We start from the raw sequence: 18,637 nt of genomic DNA on the forward strand, positions 1-18,637 counted from the left end.
AATTCAGTTGACGGTGAGGCCGATAATCAGCCGATGATGCCCATGATGTCGGATTCCTTCATGATCAGAAGGTCTTCGCCATTGAGCTTGACTTCGGTGCCCGACCANTTGCCGAACAGGATGCGGTCGCCAGCCTTGACGTCCAGCGGGACGAGCTTGCCGGCTTCGTCGCGGGCGCCGGAACCGACGGCGATGATCTCGCCTTCCTGCGGCTTTTCCTTCGCCGTATCCGGGATGATGATCCCGCCGGCGGTCTTGGATTCGGATTCGACCCGGCGAACGACCACGCGGTCATGAAGCGGGCGGAACTTCGACTTTGCCGTTTTTGGATGTCCCTGGTGCGGAGGTTGAGCAGTTCTCCGTTGCCGGAGAGCGGTTAGCACTCGGCAGAGGCGAGTGCTAACGTGGCGGTGAGATAGGCCACAGGCTGGTGCTAGTCAAGACGGAAGAGGGGCGGGCGAAGAGCAAATAATTTTGGAATCGGTGCGGAAGCACCCGGGACCCTTTGCGTGAGGACAAAGCCCTTTTTGCATCTTTGCTGCCAGTGGTTTGTCCCCTCCGGCTCCAAACATCTCCGCCAGCGGCGCCTGCCTGGTGTGGCCAGCGGGGAAGGGCCTGAACGGCATTTTCAGCTTGCCCAGGCCAACGAAATCGGGACCTTCTGGCTGAGTCGGTGCGCGGGGCTGTAGCGTCTTTTGATCAGGCCGCGTCGGGACCTTCCGATGCGAGCAGCAGGGCGACTTCGACGCGGTTTCGGCCTTTGTGCTTGGCCTTGTAAAGGGCGGTGTCAGCGGCAAGAAGCAGGCCTTCCGGCATCCTGATCGTCCCGCCCGATCGTGACAGTGCGGTCGCTGAACCGATGCTGACGGTGACGCGTCCGCCGCCTTCCGGATTGTCGCCGTGAGGCAGGCCGAGGTTTTCGATTGCGAGCCTCAGCCGTTCCGCTATTTCGAGCGCTCCTTCGCCATCGGTATCAGGCAAGATGACGGCGAGTTCTTCCCCGCCATATCGGGACGCCAGATCCCCAGGACGATTAAGCACGTCTCTTATTGCGGCAGCGACGGCGCGAAGACAATCATCGCCAACCTGATGGCCGTATTTGTCGTTAAAACCTTTGAACCGATCGATGTCGAGCAACAGCAAGGACATCTGTCCAGCGCTACCAACGGTGCGCCGCCATTCCCTCTCCAAGGTCTCGTCGAAGGCGCGGCGGTTGCCCAGGCCGGTCAGCCCGTCCGTCATCGCAAGTAAGCGAAGTTGTTCTTCGAGCCGTTTGCGTTCTGTTATATCTCTCATGATCAGGACGAAGTCGCCTGGAACGCCGGTTAGCGGATCACGGACGATGCGCGCCTTGCTCTCAACCCAGATAGTTTTCCCATCCTTCCGCCGGATCTCGATCGCAAGCGGCTCGCCTTCATCTGCTCCGGCAAGCAAGAGCGCGGCTGCCGCAGCGATGTTTTGAAGATGCTCCGGCGGGACGAACTCCTCCGGACCATGCCCCACCATTTCCTCCGGCAGCCATCCCAGAAGTCGGGTGCATGACGGTGAAACGTAGCGTGCCTTCGTGTCCGGCCCGAGTTGCATGATGACGTCACCGCTGTTCTCAGTGAGCATCCGGAAATCCGTTTCTTCAGTAAGAATGTCCGAACCGATAGCCAGGCCGGCCGGTGATTGCCCGGACCCGGTGCGACCAAAAGCCTTGCGAATAAGCTGTGACGCGGATGGCAGGCGCATATTTGTTTCCTTTCCGGACTCTTTTTCGCGGGGTGCCGCAGCGTTCTTTATTGGCTGATCAAGCCACCCCCAAGGGAGGGATTTCCGTCAGGCGATCAGATCGATTGGGTTCGCTATGCCGCTCGCTACCCTAATCTCCTCAGCAGGTGGTTGCCCGAACCGCTTCAAAAGGCCTTTCGCTATCTGACGGGGTACCGCTTGCGAAAACAGATACCCCTGACCCAACTGGCACCCGATCTCCGCAAGTAAGACGGCCTGGGCTTCGTTCTCGATGCCTTCGGCGATGACCTGGATGCTGAGCTTGCGAGCGATGCCGACCAAGCCCTCGACGATCGCCAGGCTCGGATCTCCCTGCACAAGGCGATCAATGAAGGATTTGTCGATCTTGACGATATCGACCGGCACCGTCAGCAGATGCGTGAGCGAAGCGAAGCCGGTTCCGAAATCATCCAGCGCGACGCGCAGGCCATGGGCCCGCAACGCCTTGATCTCCCGAGCGACGACCGGATCGCGCTGGCCGAGATAGACCGACTCCGTGACCTCCAGAATGATGTGCTTCAATGGAACGTTCTCGCGGCCGAAGGCGGCTTCAAGACGCGCGTAAAGCGTGCCGCTATGAAAATCGGCTGAGGTAATGTTGATGCCGACATGCTGCAACGGAATACCTTGAACCAGCCACGAGCGCACGTCCGCTGCGACGATCGCCATCATGCGTTCCGTCAGATGCGAGGCGACGCTGACATCGGAGGTTGCCTGGTGAAACGCAGCGGCGGAAACGACCTCGCCATCCGGCTTGCGAAGGCGGCAGAGGGCCTCCATGCCGACGATCGCCCGGGTGTCGAGCCGCAGGATCGGCTGATAGAACGCGTCGATCCGCCCTTCGCGCAAAGCCACGTCGACATCGCGGATCACCTCAATCCGGGTCTTGATTGCGCTGCCGATTCCCGGCGAGTACAGCACGAAGCCGCCTCGCGAAGTTTCCTTGGCGTGGTAGAGCGCGAAATCGGCGTTTTGGCGCACGCTTTTCGCATCGATGTCCCCCGCCGACAGCACTGCGCCGCCGATGGTAGCCTGTGCCAGGATCATGTGCCCGTCGCAATCGGCGGGCACAGCCAGAGTGTCGAGAATATGACGCGCCGCGCTCTCGATGCCGGAGGGCGCGCCAGCTCGCTGAAGGATTACGACGAACTCGTCGCCGCCCATGCGAAACACACGGTCAGGCACTACGCTTTCGGCGAGACGTGACCCCACCGCCTGTAGCAAAGCATCGCCGGCGGCATGGCCGAAGGTGTCGTTGATGGTCTTCAGGTTGTCGAGGTCGATGATCAGGACCGCCCAGGCGCTCGGTTGGCCAAAGGACAGCCGCTCCAGGGCGACGTCCAAACTCGCCCGGTTCGGCAGGTTGGTGAGGGCATCGATATAGGCGCCGTGCTCTCGCTCGACGACCCGCCGGTGACGCTCAAGCGCGATGGCGCACAGGGAGGTACAAGAGGCGACAACCTTCTCCTCGCCAGGGGTGGGGCCGCGTTTCTCCGGAAAGTACAGGGCAAAGGTGCCGAGCACAGCGCCCTCTGCATCGCAGATCGGGCTCGACCAGCAGGCCTTCAGGCCCAGCGCCAGGACCGGCTCCTTGAAGCCGATCCAGCGCGGGTCGGTCGCGATGTCCTTCACAGCCACGGCTTTTCCGAGATAGGCCGCACTGCCGCAGGAGCCCACCAGCGGGCCGATCATCAGGCCTTCGAGAAGAGCCATATATTCATTCGGCAAGCTGGAACCTGGGAGGGGATGCAACAACCCATTACCGTCAACGCGCAGAACGGAACATCTGACGCCCGGCAACAGTTTCTCGATCCGGTGGCAAAGACGGTCCATCGTCGCTTCGAGCGTCTCGCCCCTGGCGATCATTTCGAGAATAGTGTTCTGGAGATGCAGCATGTTAACCCGCCAATCCGCGTTCCTAAATACCCTGCTGGCATTCCTGGTGAAATCCCTTTGAGGAGATGCAGTGTACGAGATGATAATGTCGGGTAATTCTTTATAAGTTGGACGAACCCGTTTCGGTGAGGATCCGCGTTGAGCGGGGGGTGATTTCCTTGAGGCCAGCCCAGGCCTCTAGTTCCGGGACCACCGGCACGGCGATGTGATCCAGCCCAATTCGGTTGAGCGCCATACGTTAGCGATCACGGGTGATATGGGCCGGTCGGGCTTCAATGACGGGGAAGGTGAAGGATTGTTGCGGGCCGAGCTTGTCGGACGCTCAATCGCAAGCGTCATTTGAGGCACTTCCTCTCCCCCATGCAACTGGAAGACACGCTCGTCCAGTCCGTCCAGGTCGGCGTGCGGAACGTTTCTGTCCATTGCATAGGCTTCTGAAGGTTACGCTGGAGCGTCCAGTTCCGAGCGCCGACGCGGCTGTGGACATGCCTGCGCTGCCGCATGAGGTCCAGGAAGGCCTCGACATTTCTTTCGGCTATCAGATATTCGACCTTGACCACGATCGGGCCGCTTCTTGGGTTCAGATTGAGAGCAACAGCTGGGGCGTCGAATTCTTCCAAAGAATCGGGCTCGGACTCGTGGCGCTCGCGCAGAGGAAACAGCACGCCGGCTGCGGCGACCAGCAACATGGCTCCAGCGGAACCCTCCAGCGCCAAGGTCAGGGAATAGTTCTGGGAAGCCGTGCCCCATACCCAGCTGCCGGCAGCGATGCCGCCGTCTATCAATGCATAATAGATCGAGATGGTCCGCCCCACGACCCAGCGCGGGCTCGCCAGCTGTACGCTCACGCCAACCCCCGACCAGGCGGTGACCCAGCCCGCGCCGCCCAAGGCGAGCGCAATTTGAGCGGCATTTGTATATCCTTTGGAAAATCCGTAATCTGCCGTCTCGGCAGGCACGAGGAATGCGGCTCGTGAAAATCACCGGGGAATTCATCCGAGACTCGCTCCTCATTCAGCCTCGCCTCGACCATACAATTCGAAGGCCAGGTTGGCTTGACCGCCGGAGCAGGCGGAGCCTTGGGTCCCCGATGGCGCGCGGACGGGCCGGTGCGAAAGGTTCGGCGGGCGTTCGGGGCTTTCGAACTGGGTTGTCAAAATTTGCGGTTGAAATTTACTTTTACCGAATTGTTCGGTAGGGGATCAACACGCAGCGACTACTCTAGCGCGGGGGGTGAAAGAGTGATGCAGCGTCTGTCTGCCGCAAGGCTCGGTGACCTTCTGGCGGGCGACCTGCGGGCTTTTGGCGGGCCCTCGACGATCGAACCACTTGCCGGCCGCATTAGAGCGGAGCAGGTCAGTATCGTGCTTCGCAATACCCTTCTTGGCATGGTTGCGAATATACTCAATGCAGCCACTCTTGTTATGGCGGTTTGGGGCTCGCCCGACCAAACGAAAGCCATCGTCTGGGCGAGTGGGATCATCGTCGCCGCTGGTTTCGTGGGCTTGAGAGCGAGATCATCGTTTCGGTCAGTCAAACCAAGGTCGGTGTCTCGCCGGACTACGCAAAACCTGGTGCGGAACGCCTTCCTGTTCGGTACTTGGTGGGGCGCACTTCCCATTCTGTTCTTCAGTGGGGCAACAAGTGCCGCCCAGGTCGTCATCACCTGCCTGAGCGCAGGGATGATCGCAGGCGGTGCCGCTTCCTTTTGCACGATTCCTATTGCGGCCATCGCGTATACGCTACCGATCTTCGTCGGTTCGGCGGTTGCCATTGTGCGGGTGGGAGACGCCGTCAATCTGCCCGTCGCAATCCTGATGGTGAGCTACGCCATCACGCTGTTTCGTGCAGTGCTTGCTCACGCGTCCGAATTTACCCAACGCTTCCTTCTACAAGCGGAAAGTGAAAATGCCATTCGCAGGGATGTTCTAACGAGTCTGCCAAACCGGTTCAGCTTCAATGAGCGGCTCGAGAGCGCGTTGCTGGACGCAAAGCAGTTTGACCGACACTTTGCGTTACTGTTGTTCGATCTGAATAATTTCGACGAGGTGAATGATCGCTTTGGTCGAACGATGGCGGATGCCCTTTTGGTCGAAGTGGCTGCGAGACTCCGCAAATCAACGCGGGAGAGCGATGGCATTGCCAGGTTGGAGGGCGGGGAATTTGCAATAATCGCTGCGCGCGAAATCAGGCCAGATCAGATCAGGTCCTTGGCCAAACAGATCATAGATGTCATGCCCGCCCCGTTCTTGATCGAAGGCCGCGAAATATATTGTAAGGCCTCTATCGGCATCGCTTTGGCGCCCACTGACGGTTTGGATGCCAACCAACTCCTGCGGTGCGTCGATACCGCGCTATACAGGGCCAAGACGCGGGGGGCGGGCTCCATCCAGTTTTTCAGCGCAAGCGACGATGAAGCTGCTGTTAGGCGCCATGCCCTTGGACGCGATCTGGCATCTGCGCTCGTCAACGACCAGCTTTGGCTCGTATTTCAACCCTTTCTCGACCTCGGGAGCGATCGCATCCGAGGTTTTGAAGCGCTTCTGCGGTGGCAGCATCCGACCCTTGGCCCGATCTCTCCGTCGGAGTTCATACCCATCGCTGAAGAAACGGGTTTGATTCACTCCATCGGATACTGGGTCGTCAAAACGGCTTGTTTGGCAGCGGCGCGCTGGCCGCGCGACTTGCGGGTCTCCGTCAACCTGTCGGTGGTGCAGCTTAAGAACAAGGCCTTGCTGGATGGAATTGTCGTGGCCCTGGCTGAAGCCGGGTTGGAGCCCCGAAGACTGGAGGTCGAGATCACGGAAACTGTGCTGATTTCGAATTTTGAAGAAACGATTTCATTCTTACAATCGTTAGTTTCTCTCTCCGTCACAGTTGCTCTTGACGATTTTGGCACCGGCTATTCATCTCTGACGTATCTTCGTAAATTGCCTCTTTCGCGGCTCAAGATCGATCGATCTTTTGTCCAGGATATGCTCACCGATGCGGACTGCGACGCGATTGTACGATCATTGGTTAAGTTGGCGCATGAGCTTCGAATCGAGGTAACAGCCGAAGGCGTAGAAACTCCCGAACAGCTCGACTATCTACGCTGCGTCAGATGTGATGAAGCTCAAGGCTATTTAATCGGGAAACCTGTCCCGATAGGCGACATTCCCGGCATTACCGCGAAGCCTTGTTCTGCCGCATGATCAAATCGAGATCCGATTGGTCCAGCGTGTAGTGTTTGGCGATCTCCCGTTCGTCATCTGGGATCGCTGTTGCCTGGCCCCACCACGTTTCACTCAGCAACGCCCTTCGAGCCATTCATCACCCTCCCTTTCATTGCGGACGCTGCACCGAAATGGAAAATGCCTGCGTAAGCAGAATTTGTCCGAAAACCTTGCCATTCATCGGCAAATCGGACATCCGAAATCAACGAGAAAACGGAAACGTCATGACTCATGACCGCCATCGGCTATGCCGGAGTCCCCACCGGCGACCAGGAAACTGCCCTGCAGCTCGACGCATTGCGTAAAGCAGGGTGTGATAGGGTATTAGAAGACAGGGCATCGGGCGTGAAGGCTGATCGGCCTGGTCTTGGCGAAGCCATTCGATATGTTCGGGAGGGCGACACACTCACCGTCTGGAAGCTGGACCGCCTCGGCCGCTCGATGAAGCACCTAATCGAGATCATCGCCGAATTGGAGACTAAAGGTGTCGTCTTCCGATCCATTACTGAAAATATCGATACGACGACATCTGGCGGGCGTTTGGTATTCCATTTGTTCGGCGCGCTGGCCCAATTCGAACGCGATCTGATCAGGGATAGAACCCGCGCCGGACTGCAAGCCGCAAGGGAAAGAGGCCGGCGAGGTGGGCGGCAGGCTGTCGTGACGCCTGAAAAGCTTGAAAAGGCTCGCCAGTACTCGCAGCCGGTCTCAACGTGCGCGAAGCTGCCGCGCGCGTCAAAATAGGGAAAACTGCGCTCTATGAAGCGCTCAAGGCCGAAAAGTCAGTCGCATCTGCCGTCAAACCGCGCGCGAGAAAAGAGAGAAGAATGTCGCTCAGTCACAACCGTCATAAGAAGCTCATCGAGATGGTCCAAACGGATGGCGAAGTTCGGATCCGCGATCTGATGCTGCATTTCAATATATCCGAAGAGACCGCCCGACGGGATATCAAGCAACTCGAGCAAGATGGGTTGGTCGTGCGCGTACATGGCGGTGCAGTCGCCACACAGCAACCGAAGCTCCTGGCCATCTCGTCGCGTGCCATTTCTGAGCTGGCAGAAAAGAACGTTATCGCCGAAATCGCGCTCGGCCTCTTGAAGCCGGGGCAGAATCTTTTCTTTGGTGGGGGGAGCACAGTGCTGGCTCTGGCGCGTCGGATATCCATGCTGCCGGAAATGCGCATCGTCACCAATATGGTCGACACAGCCATCGCCGCCGCCGAAGGCCGCCGGCATCGTGTCGTCTTGCTGGGCGGTGATTTCAACGGCGATTATCGCGTCGTGACCGGATTTGCGGCCCTGCGCACGCTTCGCGAACAGCAGATCGATATCGCATTCATCGGGGTCAATGCGGTGCACCCGACGCTCGGCGTTTTTGACCATGAGCAGGGTGGGCAGGAACTCGCAGCGACGCTTGCAGAACAGGCACGGAGGATCGCTGTGCTCGCCGACCATACCAAGTTCGGTCGGTCGGCGCGTTACCGAACCCTGCCTCATTCTGCCATCGCTACAATCATCACCGATCAAAAACCGGAACCGCACGTGCTGACTGCCATCGAAGGCGCTGGCGCTGAAGTTCTATACATGCCGCAAAATCCGTCATAACCCAGCATTCAAGCCATTCGTAGCAGTGCGTACGGCAGAGGAATTTCACCAAGTCCTGTTTAATTTTTACTATTTAACCGCTACCGATGCCTGCCTCCATCACGATCCGTCATAAGACCGCATAAAACTGTCATGTAACCGCTCTATGTTTCGGACCGGAAGCGGATTTGCAGTTCGTCCGCCAGAAAGAGGGTTTCTTACATGGAAGCAACACGTCGAACATTTCTCGGCATGACGGCCTTGGCCGCCGGCGCAATAGCATTGCCGCGGTCCATCATGGCCGCAGCCGGCCAGCGGCCGACCCTCAATATTGCCGTTCAGGACTTGCGTACCATTCTGGAGCCGGTGGATAGCTCCTCTAACGCCAATGTTTCCTGGCGCGTGCAGTACAGTATCTATGATCAAATCCTGCGGACCGATTACAATGATAACTATCGCCTGCACTTCGCTCTCGCGAAGTCGTTGAAGCAGCTCGATGCGAAGACCTATGAGATTGGCCTGCGCGACAATGTGAAGTTCCACGACGGATCCACGATGACGGCTGACGACGTGGTGTTCTCGCTTGGCGTGGAGCGGTTGCGCGGCGAAAAAGCGCCTGGCGCGGCAGTGTTTGGAAACTTTCTTGCCTCGCTTGCCGATGTGCAGAAGATCGATGATCGAACCGTCCGTCTGGTTACCCAAACGGAGGATCCGGTCTTCACCGACCGTCTCGGCGCTTGGGGCACGCAGATCATCAGCGCCAAGGCATGGAAGGCCGCCACGAATTACAACGCGTGGGCAGCGCGGCCGATCGGTACGGGTCCTTACAAGATCGGCGAAGTGCGAACGGGCGATGAGATAACGCTGATCGCACACGACGACTATTGGGGCGGCCAGCCGCCGTTCGCCTCCATTCGTTTCAAGCGCCTGCCCGAGATTGCCGCGCGCATCGCCGGCCTGAAGGCCGGAGACTACGATATCGTCACCGATATTACCCCGGACCATATCTCGGAGATCGACGGCGTCAGCGGTCTTTCCGTCACCGGGGGCGAAACCATGTGGTTCCGCTTTCTCACATTTGCTCCGCTCAGGACTCCCGCCCTCAAGGATGCCAATCTGCGACGTGCGCTTGCGTCCGCCATCGATCGGGATGCGCTCGCAGAAGGCCTCTGGAACGGCCGCGCAAAGGCGCTCAACGGCTGGCAGTTGCCGATCTTCGGCGAAATCAATGACCCCGAGCGCAAGGGCGTGTCCTATGACCCGGCTCTCGTCAAGGAACTGCTGGCCAAGTCTTCCTACAGGGGCGAGGAGATTCCCTATCCGACCGTCGGGACCTATTACCCGATGCAGCTTCCGGACAACCAGGCTCTGGTCGAGATGTGGAAAGCCGCGGGCATCAATGTCAAGCTGATCATGTGCGAGAACTGGGACCAGGTTGGCAATATCGGCGGCATCAATGATATGTCCGGTGGCGGCCTTTACGCCGATCCCGTCTCTATGCTCTGGCAGATCATCGGTCCGACCAACGACCTGCAGGCCTCGGGCGGCTGGACCAATGCCGAGTTCAATGCGCTCGGCAATCAACTTGAGACAACGTTGGACCTCGCCAAGCGCAAAGCCGCTTTCAAGCGCATGCAGGACATTGTCGAGATCGAAGATCCCTGCGTCACGCCGCTGCACTCCATGCCGTTCATCTATGGGCAAAAGAAGGACATCTCTTGGAAGCCCAATCCGTTGCCGCAGATGTGGCTGGGCCCGAAGTTGCCGCCCGAGCCTGTGGCGTGAGCCCGATGCTGAACGCATTTAACACAAACAGCGCGGATGCCGCGCTGTTTTCCAGTCAGGACGTCGCCGGTCGCTTCTGAACACGCTGGAACAGCCATACACGCGCGATCTCATTGGTACGATCCCGTGTCCGGTTGCTGCCGAAGTGCTGATGTCGCATGTGGCATGACGAGGCGGACATGCGGGCGATATCGGCGAAACACTTCGACCACTGTATCCGCGTCGCTGATTGTACGTATCAATGACGCTTCTGTGAGTCGAAAAGGTCAGTCGTCGATTTCCGATCGGCAACGCAGCTTTTGGATGCGGAAATTTCTGATCGCTGTCGACCAGGTGCCGCCTCGAAAAAGGCGCTGAAGTCCTATGCCCGCCGCAAAATCCGTCATAACCCAGCATTAAAAACCGTTCATAGCGTGCGAGCGGAGGGGAAAATGCCACAAATTACGCCCTTATCTCATCATGATCCGTCATATACCCGCATAAAACTGTCACATAACTACTCTATATCTGGGATTGGAATTGGAAGCGGATTGTCCGCAAGAGAGAGGGTTTCTGACATGCAAGCATCACGGCGCACATTTCTCAGCATGACTGCCATGGCGGCTGGCGCCCTGGCTTTGCCGCGCTCACTTCTGGCCGCCGGCGGCCAGCGGCCAAGCCTCAACATCGCCGTCCAGGACCTGCGCACGATCCTCGAGCCCGTGGCCAGCTCTTCCATCGCCAACGTCTCCTGGCGGGTGCAATACAGTATTTTTGATCAGCTGCTGCGGACTGACTACAACGACAATTTCCGCCTCAACTTCGCGCTCGCGACATCGTTGAAGCAAATCGACGCAAAGACCCATGAGATCGTCCTGCGCGACAATGTGAAGTTCCACGACGGCTCGACAATGACGGCTGACGACGTGGTGTTCTCACTGGGCGTGGAGCGGTTGCGCGGCGACAAGGCTCCAGGCGCTGCGGTGGTTGCCAACTTCCTTTCTTCGCTCGCCGATGTGCAGAAGGTTGACGAGCGCACGGTCCGCCTGGTCACCAGGACGGAAGATCCTGTCTTCGCCAACCGGTTGGGGGCCTGGGGCACCCAGATTATCAGCGCCAAGGCCTATAAAGCCGCCGCAAGTTTCGACGCCTGGGCGGCAAAGCCGATTGGCAGCGGACCGTACAAGATCGGCGATGTGCGTAGCGGTGACGAGATCACGCTCATCGCCCATGACGACTATTGGGGTGGCCAGCCGCCGTTCGCTTCCATCCGCTTCAAGCGGCTGCCCGAGATCGCCGCGCGCATCGCCGGCCTCAAAGCCGGTGACTACGATATCGTCACTGACATTACGCCGGACCATATTTCGGAGATCGAAGGCGCCAGTGGTCTTTCCGTCACCGGGGGTGAGGCTATGTGGTTCCGCTTCCTGACCTTCGCTCCGCTCAAGACGCCTGTCCTGAAGGATGTCAACCTACGCCGCGCGCTCGCTTCCGCCATCGATCGGGACGCCCTGGCTGACGGTCTTTGGAACGGCCGCGCCAAGGCGCTGACCAGCTGGCAGTTGCCGATCTTCGGCGAGATCAACGATCCCGAGCGCAAGGGCGTTTCCTACGACCCGGCCCTGGTCAAGGACCTGCTCGCCAAGTCGTCCTACAAGGGCGAGGAGATCCCCTATCCGACCGTCGGGACCTATTACCCGATGCAGCTCGCCGACAACCAGGCTCTGGTCGAGATGTGGAAAGCCGCGGGGATCAATGTCAAGCTGGTCATGTGCGAGAACTGGGACCAAGTCGGCAATATCGGCGGTATCAACGACACGTCCGGCGGCGCCTTTTATGCCGACCCTGTCTCCATGCTCTGGCAGATCATCGGTCCGACAAACGATCTGCAGGCCTCGGGCGGCTGGACCAATGCCGAATTCAATACGCTCGGCAATCAGCTTGAGACGACGCTGGATCCGGAGAAGCGCAAAGCCGCGTTCAAGCGCATGCAGGACATCGTCGAGATCGATGACCCCTGCATCACGCCGCTGCACTCCATGCCGTTCATCTACGGGCAAAAGACGGACCTGCAGTTCACGCCCAATCCGCTGCCACAGATGTGGCTTGGCCCGAAGTTGCCGTCCGAGCCTGTGGCTTGAACCCGATGCTGAATGCTTTTCAAACGAACAGCGCGAATGCCGCGCTGTTCACCAGTCATGACGTCGCTGCACCCCGCAAACGGCCCATTCTCACGGTCAATGACCTCACCGTATCCTTCAGCGGTGTCCCCGTGCTCCACGGCGTCGACCTGACCGTTGATAAGGGTGAGGCGATCGGTATCGTTGGAGAATCCGGCTGCGGCAAGTCCGTGACCTGGCGTGCGGTGCTGGGTCTCCTGCCAAAGTCGGCTGAGGTCAAGGGCGAAGCGCGTCTGGATGGTTTTAACCTCGCCGGCGCCAGCCAATCTAAACTTGAACAGGTGCGCGGCGGACGCATTGCGATGATCTTCCAGGATCCCGCAAGTGCGCTCAATCCTGTTCATCGCATCGGCGCCCAGATCACCGAGGCGCTTCGCCTGCATCGTGGCCTCACGAGCGCCTCGGCGCGCGCCGAGGCGCGACGGCTGTTGGACCAGGTTGGTATTCCTGACGCGACCAGCAGGCTCAATGCCTATCCGCACGAACTCTCAGGCGGACAGAACCAGCGGGTAATGATCGCCATCGCACTCGCCGGTGAACCCGAGCTTCTGGTCGCCGACGAGCCGACGACGGCGCTCGACGCCACCGTGCAGGCGCAAATCCTACTGCTGCTCAAAACGATCCAGCGCGACACCGGCATGGGGCTCGTGATGATCAGCCACGATCTTGCCGCGGTGGCCGCCATCTGTGACCGCGTCTGTGTCATGTATGCCGGCCGCATCGTCGAGGCGGCACCCACGCATACACTTCTGAACGCGCCGCAACATCCCTACACGCGCGACCTGATCGGCGCGATCCCTCCCTCGGATGGCCCTCGTGTCCGGTTGACGGCCATCCCCGGCGCGCCGCCCCATGGCGGCCTACCGCCAGGCTGCGCCTATGCGCCCCGCTGCCAAAGTGCTGACGCCGCGTGCGCCATGACAGGGCCGGACATGCGGACGATATCGGCACGCCACGTCGTGCGCTGCCTCCGCGTTGCTGACGGGACGCGTCAATGACGCTTCTGCAGCTCGAAAAAGTCAGCCGTCGATATCCGATCGGCAATCCGGTCTTTGGTTTGCGGAGTTTTCTGACTGCCGTCGACCAAGTGTCGCTCGAAGTCAGAAAGGGTGAGACAACCGGTGTCGTCGGCGAGTCGGGCTGCGGAAAATCCACCACGGGACGGCTGGCACTCGGCCTGGAACAGGCCGACAGCGGCCACGTGCTCTTCGAAGATAAACAGCTCGCCGCGGCCGATACACGGGAATGGCGCGCAAAGCGTCAGCGGATGCAGCTTGTCTACCAGGATACGCTGGCAGCGCTCGACCGGCGGATGACCATCGGTGATCTGATTGCGGAGCCCTTGGTCATCCATGACATAGGTGACCGAGCAAGCCGTCAGCAGCGCGTGCTCGATCTCCTGTACGCTGTCGGGCTCAGCGAACATCATCGCGCGCTCTATCCGCATCAGCTTTCCGGCGGGCAGCGCCAACGCGTGGTTCTGGCGCGTGCACTCGCGCCAAGTCCCTCGCTTCTTGTTTGCGACGAACCCGTCTCTGCACTCGACGTCTCCGTCCAGGCACAGATCGTAAATCTACTCGTCGATCTTCAACAGGAACTTGGGCTCGGCATCCTGTTTATCAGCCATGATCTGAGGGTCGTTCGACATGTCAGCGATCGCATCGTCGTTATGTATCTTGGTCAGGTGGTCGAGCACGGGCGGGCCGACACCGTCATCGACCAGCCGATGCATCCCTATACGCAGGCGCTCGTCTCGGCCATGCCGAAACTGCCAGGCGGTTTCGATCACTATCTGCCCTTGCCGGGCGAGCCGCCAAGCCCCACTGAGCGGCCCTCAGGCTGCCCCTTCCATCCGCGCTGTCATCTGGCAAAGGATATTTGCCGGCAGACGCAGCCTGAACTCCTCCCACTCGGACCGGAACGGCGGGTCTCGTGCCATCTGGTATCAAATCCATGACAAACATACTCCCTTACATCGGCCCAAAAGTCTTGCGGGCCGCGCTCTCGATCATCGTGGTCGTGACACTCACATTCTTCGTGCTGCGCGCTTCAGGAGATCCGGCCCTGCAGATCCTCGGGCCCGGCGCGCGCGCGCCCGACCTCGAAGCGTTTCGCCAGAAGTGGGGACTGGATCAGCCTCTGCCCGTTCAATATCTTCGCTATCTCTGGGGCGCGTTGCACGGCGATTTCGGCAACTCGATGCTGGCCGGCAAGCCCGCCGCGGAGCTTGTGCTTGAGCGAATGCCTTTGACGTTGGCCCTGATGCTGCCGGCACTCGCGCTCAACGTGCTGATCGGGATCCCGGTCGGCGCCTATGCGGCCATGCATCGAGACAGCTGGATCGACCGGTCGGTAATGATGCTGACCGTGCTCGGTTTCACGGTTCCAAGCTTCGTGCTCGGCTTGCTGTTCATCCTGATCTTTTCGGTGACGCTCGGCCTGTTTCCCTCAGGGGGAGCCGACAAATGGCAAAGCTTTGTTCTGCCGGTGCTGACGCTTGGCGTCGGCGGGGCGGCAATGCTCGCGCGGTTTACGCGTAGCGCCATGATCGAGGTTCTGTCGCAGCTCTACGTCGTTGCCGCCAGCGCCAAGGGCGTCACCTGGCGCCAGGTCATTCACCACCACGCCTTCCCGAACGCCATCATTCCGATCCTCACATTGCTGGGTCTGATGCTGGGCGGACAGGTGGCCGGGGCGGTGCTGGTCGAAAACGTCTTCGGCTGGCCGGGCATTGGTCAACTGCTCGTGGTCTCCGTCGGCAATCGAGATCTCGCGGTCGTGCAGGTCATCCTCCTGCTCGTGGCACTCACCATGACGTCGGCGAACCTGATGATGGATCTGCTCTACGGCGTCGTCGATCCCCGCTTGCGACAAGCGCGCCCGGGATCACACTGAGGAAGCCAGATGCAGAAGAAGTCACGGATTGACCTGCCGACGCTCTTTGCGTCGCTCTGGCTTTGCCTGATGCTGCTGATCGCGGCGGCCGCGCCGCTGATCGCTCCGCATGACATCACCGCGATGGACCTGCGCGACCGCCTGTCGCCGCCTTTCGGGTTCGGTGGCACGACCGTTCACCTGTTCGGGTCCGACGACCTCGGCCGCGATGTCGCGTCGCGCCTCTATTACTCGATCCGGACCAGCCTGCTCATCGCCTTTGGCGCAACCGTCATCAGCGTTGTGGTCGGAACCGCAATCGGCTTTCTTGCTGCCTATTTCCGGGGGCTGGTCGAGCATTTCCTGCTGCTGCTCATCGACGTCCAGGCGTCGCTGCCCTTCCTGATCGTCGCGCTGGCGATGCTGGCGTTCTTCGGCAATTCGTTGCCGCTGTTCGTTGGCTTGATGGGCCTTTATGGATGGGAGCGCAACGCGCGGCTCGCGCGTGGGCTCGCACTTGCAGCGGGCGCGCAAGGATATGCAGGGGCGACCCGACAGCTCGGCGCGCATCCCTTGCGCATCTATCTCCGTCACATTCTTCCCAACAGTGCGGCAACGCTTCTCGTTGCGGCAACTGTGACGTTTCCGGAGATCATTCTGGTGGAGAGCGGCTTGTCCTTCCTCGGGCTCGGCGTTCAGCCGCCGATGACCAGCCTCGGCGTCATGGTCGGCACCGGCCGCGAATACATCACCCGCGCTCCCTGGATGTTGCTTAGCCCCAGCATCGTCATCGTGTTGACGGCCGTCGCCGTCAGCGTTGTGGGCGATTTCTTGCGCGACAAACTCGATCCCACTCTCAAGTAACGGATGTCTTCCATGCAGAAAAAACTGATTTCCATCCTTGTTGACGGCGTCAGCGCTGACACCTTCGAAAACTATGCGCATCGCCTGCCCAATATGCGCCAGTTGGCTGAAAGCGGCTTGCGCGTTCGCCGCCTGAAATCAACAGTTCCCGCCACCTCTGTTCCCGGCCGGGCCACGATGTTGACCGGCGTCGGTCCGGAGGTGCATGGCATCTACGGCAACCATATCTTCCGCGGCGATGCCTTCTTGGCACCATTGACCGAAGATCTGCTGGTGCCGACGATCGCAACCCATGCGAGACAAGCTGGCCTTGATGTGGCTGCCATCGGTCAGGCGCTGGTCGATCCCGGCGATACGGCAGTCCATGTCTCGCCCTGGTGGCTCCGCGGCTTCATGACGGGTCATCGCTTCAGCAAGATGGTCACGCCGGAAGCGTTGGCAGCGTCGCGAGCGATCCACGATCCCGAAGACAGGCTCGCCCGGGCCGGGCTGACGGATATGGACGCGTTCAGGAATGCTGCCGACGGCGGCGCTCCGCATCTGATCTCGGGCCTGGCGCTCGACCAGTTTCTCAACCGCGCAGTCGTCGCCTTGCTTGGCTCCAACCGGCCGCCGGATGTCTTGTTGACGGAGATCGAGATGCCGGATGCGTTCCAGCACTATCTCGGCTACGACAGCCCGGCGGGGATCTGGTCGGTGGAGTTTGCCGACATGCTGATCGGTAACTTGCTTGCTGTCCTGGAGCGCACCGGGCGCCGCGACGACTACGTTATCGCGGTCACCAGCGATCACGGTCATGGCCCGGTGGATACCGCGATCTATCCTGAGGCGATTATCCCAGAGATGCTTTGGATGACCGAGGGGGCAAGCCTCTATGTCTTCCTCAAGAACGCCGGCGATCTGGAGAAGGCGACGGAGCGTCTGGCGCGCCGTGGTGTGGAGCTCTGGAACGATGCACATGTTCCCGAGGCAATGCGCGGAAAAGTGGCGATGTTTGTTGCTCCACCCCGGCATTCGTTCGAAGAACGGCCGAGTGATGCGACCGGCCCGCTCGTGGCGACGGGTAGCCCGCACCTTATTTCGACCCACGGCTTCCGGCCTGGCAGCCCAGAAGATGATCGCATGTTCCTCCTTTCCGGCGGTGGCATTGCACCGCAAATCGTCGAGGAGGCGGATGCCGATCAGTTTGCCCCGACGCTCGCGAGCGTGATCGGCCTGTCGCAGGCGCCCTATGCCGGGCGTTCCCTGATCGCGGAAGAGAGCCAACCATAGTGCGAGGCCCGCAATCGCTTGAACCGCACCTGAAGTAAATCGAAGAAGACATCCAATGTGGTTGCAAATCTCCAACGCACGAATCGTGTGCGAAAATCATTTAACAGAGGCGGGCCTCGCAATCTGCGATGGTCTCATCCACTCTTTTGAACAAGGTGAAACTCCGAAAGCGGAAGCCATCGATTTTGAAGGCGACTTCCTGCTGCCTGGTCTGATCGACCTGCATACCGACAGTGTCGAACACTTCATGCAACCGCGGCCGGGCGTGCAGTGGCCTTCGTCCCTTGCTGCCGTACTTGCACACGATTGGCAGCTGCTCGGCAGCGGCATCACGACCGTGCTCGATTCGCTCGCGCTTGGCGATTACGACAGCGGCGGCGCTCGTCTCGCCATGCTGAACGAGGCCATCGACGGACTGACGCGGGCGCGAGCGAGCGGTCTTCTGAAGACCGATCATTATTTCCACTTTCGTTGCGAACTCTCCGATCCGGCCCTGTTGCCGATCGTCGAGCGGCATGTCGATAATCCCGGCCTCAGGCTCGTCAGCATGATGGATCACACGCCCGGCCAGCGGCAGTGGCACAATCTGACGCTCTACCGAGAGTTCCGCCGCAAGAAGAACGCCCGGGTTTGGACGGAAGACGAGTTCTCGCTCTACATCACTGAGCGCCGCAAACACCAGCAGCAATATGTCCCGCCCGGCCGTTCGATGATCGGACGCCTCTGCCGCGAGCGCGATATCCGCATCGCCAGCCACGATGACACGGCAGCCGCGGATGTCGACGAATCCCACGCCGACGGGATCACGATCAGCGAGTTTCCGACGACTGTCGAGGCCGCGAGCCGCGCGCGCGAACTCGGCATGAAGATCGTCATGGGTTCGCCGAACATCATTCTCGGCGGTTCGCATTCCGGCAATGTCAGTGCCCTGGAGCTCGCAGATCGGGGTCTCCTCGACATGCTCACCTCGGATTACGTGCCGGGAAGTCTGCTGCATGCCGCATTCGCGCTGGCCGCCAAAGGGTTCGATCTCCCCGAGGCGGTTGCCATGGTGACGAAAACCCCCGCCGACCTGCTCGGTTTTACCGATCGCGGCCGCATCGCGCCGGGCCTTCGCGCCGACTTGATCCGCGTGCGCCTCGTCGAAGGCGTGCCGGTGATCCGCAACATCTGGGTGGCCGGTCGACAGTATCTGTAAAGAGCGCCCAGGCGCCAA

Annotated in this window: 13 protein-coding genes and 3 pseudogenes; 11 read left to right on the forward strand and 5 right to left on the reverse strand. The window is 60.0% G+C overall.

Annotation, left to right across the window (positions count from 1 at the left end; genetic code table 11):
• Positions 1 to 26: 26 nt before the first annotated feature.
• The 4 genes and pseudogenes from groES to A3AU_RS1000000136900 form a co-directional block, all read right to left on the reverse strand.
• Positions 27 to 320 (reverse strand): annotated as a pseudogene (gene groES, locus A3AU_RS0120515) (co-chaperone GroES); the annotation flags it as partial.
• A gap of 379 nt (positions 321 to 699) precedes the next feature.
• Positions 700 to 1,734: a sensor domain-containing diguanylate cyclase gene (locus A3AU_RS0120520; protein WP_081709604.1), complete on the reverse strand. Its 1,035-nt coding sequence runs from the start codon at positions 1,732 to 1,734 to the stop codon at positions 700 to 702.
• Positions 1,735 to 1,821: 87 nt separating this feature from the next.
• Entirely contained in the window at positions 1,822 to 3,669 is a 1,848-nt protein-coding gene (locus A3AU_RS0120525) for a sensor domain-containing phosphodiesterase (protein ID WP_027054546.1), read from the reverse strand.
• 279 nt (positions 3,670 to 3,948) lie between these two features.
• Positions 3,949 to 4,577 (reverse strand): annotated as a pseudogene (locus A3AU_RS1000000136900) (MFS transporter); the annotation flags it as partial.
• 336 nt (positions 4,578 to 4,913) lie between these two features.
• Between A3AU_RS1000000136900 and A3AU_RS0120540 the strand changes: the two are divergent.
• Positions 4,914 to 6,863, forward strand: coding sequence for a putative bifunctional diguanylate cyclase/phosphodiesterase (locus A3AU_RS0120540; RefSeq protein WP_032917799.1), 1,950 nt, complete (start codon positions 4,914 to 4,916; stop codon positions 6,861 to 6,863).
• Here A3AU_RS0120540 and A3AU_RS1000000140970 read toward each other — a convergent pair.
• The gene (locus tag A3AU_RS1000000140970) at positions 6,835 to 6,978 is read right to left on the reverse strand and encodes a DUF4158 domain-containing protein (RefSeq protein WP_418001073.1); all 144 of its coding nucleotides are present in this window, start codon (positions 6,976 to 6,978) and stop codon (positions 6,835 to 6,837) included. The genes A3AU_RS0120540 and A3AU_RS1000000140970 overlap by 29 nt on opposite strands.
• 137 nt (positions 6,979 to 7,115) lie before the next feature.
• Here A3AU_RS1000000140970 and A3AU_RS1000000136905 point away from each other — a divergent pair.
• The 10 genes and pseudogenes from A3AU_RS1000000136905 to phnM form a co-directional block, all read left to right on the forward strand.
• A pseudogene (locus tag A3AU_RS1000000136905) lies at positions 7,116 to 7,684 on the forward strand (recombinase family protein); the annotation flags it as partial.
• A gap of 66 nt (positions 7,685 to 7,750) precedes the next feature.
• Positions 7,751 to 8,488, forward strand: a complete 738-nt coding sequence (locus tag A3AU_RS0120555) for a DeoR/GlpR family DNA-binding transcription regulator (RefSeq protein WP_245235542.1) — start codon at positions 7,751 to 7,753, stop codon at positions 8,486 to 8,488.
• A gap of 276 nt (positions 8,489 to 8,764) precedes the next feature.
• Positions 8,765 to 10,252, forward strand: a complete 1,488-nt coding sequence (locus tag A3AU_RS0120560; protein ID WP_245235529.1) for an ABC transporter substrate-binding protein — start codon at positions 8,765 to 8,767, stop codon at positions 10,250 to 10,252.
• A 299-nt stretch (positions 10,253 to 10,551) separates the two neighbouring features.
• On the forward strand, positions 10,552 to 12,372 hold the full coding sequence (locus A3AU_RS0120565) for an ABC transporter substrate-binding protein (protein WP_245235530.1): 1,821 nt from the start codon (positions 10,552 to 10,554) through the stop codon (positions 12,370 to 12,372).
• 5 nt (positions 12,373 to 12,377) lie between these two features.
• A complete protein-coding gene (locus tag A3AU_RS0120570; RefSeq protein WP_081709605.1) occupies positions 12,378 to 13,409 on the forward strand; it encodes an ABC transporter ATP-binding protein in 1,032 nt (343 codons plus the stop codon).
• Entirely contained in the window at positions 13,406 to 14,368 is a 963-nt protein-coding gene (locus tag A3AU_RS0120575) for an ABC transporter ATP-binding protein (RefSeq protein WP_027054552.1), read from the forward strand. The genes A3AU_RS0120570 and A3AU_RS0120575 overlap by 4 nt, the downstream gene beginning before the upstream one ends.
• Positions 14,365 to 15,306 (forward strand): ABC transporter permease, encoded by a 942-nt coding sequence (locus tag A3AU_RS0120580; protein WP_027054553.1) that lies wholly within the window; start codon positions 14,365 to 14,367, stop codon positions 15,304 to 15,306. Before A3AU_RS0120575 ends, A3AU_RS0120580 begins: the two co-directional genes overlap by 4 nt.
• A 9-nt stretch (positions 15,307 to 15,315) precedes the next feature.
• A complete protein-coding gene (locus A3AU_RS0120585) occupies positions 15,316 to 16,149 on the forward strand; it encodes an ABC transporter permease (RefSeq protein ID WP_027054554.1) in 834 nt (277 codons plus the stop codon).
• Between the two features lie 12 nt (positions 16,150 to 16,161).
• Positions 16,162 to 17,421 (forward strand): alkaline phosphatase family protein, encoded by a 1,260-nt coding sequence (locus tag A3AU_RS01000000135715; RefSeq protein WP_032917785.1) that lies wholly within the window; start codon positions 16,162 to 16,164, stop codon positions 17,419 to 17,421.
• Between the two features lie 55 nt (positions 17,422 to 17,476).
• Complete coding sequence (gene phnM, locus A3AU_RS0120595; RefSeq protein WP_027054555.1) at positions 17,477 to 18,619, forward strand: phosphonate metabolism protein PhnM; 1,143 nt, start codon at positions 17,477 to 17,479, stop codon at positions 18,617 to 18,619.
• Positions 18,620 to 18,637 lie beyond the last annotated feature (18 nt).

It is taken from the genome of Mesorhizobium erdmanii USDA 3471, assembly GCF_000472705.1.
GTDB lineage: Bacteria > Pseudomonadota > Alphaproteobacteria > Rhizobiales > Rhizobiaceae > Mesorhizobium > Mesorhizobium erdmanii.

Excerpts from the sequence above, each read along its gene's own strand:
- A3AU_RS0120520 (WP_081709604.1), bottom strand. The coding sequence starts at position 1,734 with ATGCGCCTGCCATCCGCGTCACAGCTTATTCGCAAGGCTTTTGGTCGC.
- A3AU_RS0120525 (WP_027054546.1), bottom strand. The coding sequence starts at position 3,669 with ATGCTGCATCTCCAGAACACTATTCTCGAAATGATCGCCAGGGGCGAG.
- A3AU_RS0120540 (WP_032917799.1), top strand. The coding sequence starts at position 4,914 with ATGCAGCGTCTGTCTGCCGCAAGGCTCGGTGACCTTCTGGCGGGCGAC.
- A3AU_RS1000000140970 (WP_418001073.1), bottom strand. The coding sequence starts at position 6,978 with ATGGCTCGAAGGGCGTTGCTGAGTGAAACGTGGTGGGGCCAGGCAACA.
- A3AU_RS0120555 (WP_245235542.1), top strand. The coding sequence starts at position 7,751 with ATGGTCCAAACGGATGGCGAAGTTCGGATCCGCGATCTGATGCTGCAT.
- A3AU_RS0120560 (WP_245235529.1), top strand. The coding sequence starts at position 8,765 with ATGGCCGCAGCCGGCCAGCGGCCGACCCTCAATATTGCCGTTCAGGAC.
- A3AU_RS0120570 (WP_081709605.1), top strand. The coding sequence starts at position 12,378 with ATGCTGAATGCTTTTCAAACGAACAGCGCGAATGCCGCGCTGTTCACC.
- A3AU_RS0120575 (WP_027054552.1), top strand. The coding sequence starts at position 13,406 with ATGACGCTTCTGCAGCTCGAAAAAGTCAGCCGTCGATATCCGATCGGC.
- A3AU_RS0120580 (WP_027054553.1), top strand. The coding sequence starts at position 14,365 with ATGACAAACATACTCCCTTACATCGGCCCAAAAGTCTTGCGGGCCGCG.
- A3AU_RS0120585 (WP_027054554.1), top strand. The coding sequence starts at position 15,316 with ATGCAGAAGAAGTCACGGATTGACCTGCCGACGCTCTTTGCGTCGCTC.
- A3AU_RS01000000135715 (WP_032917785.1), top strand. The coding sequence starts at position 16,162 with ATGCAGAAAAAACTGATTTCCATCCTTGTTGACGGCGTCAGCGCTGAC.
- phnM (WP_027054555.1), top strand. The coding sequence starts at position 17,477 with ATGTGGTTGCAAATCTCCAACGCACGAATCGTGTGCGAAAATCATTTA.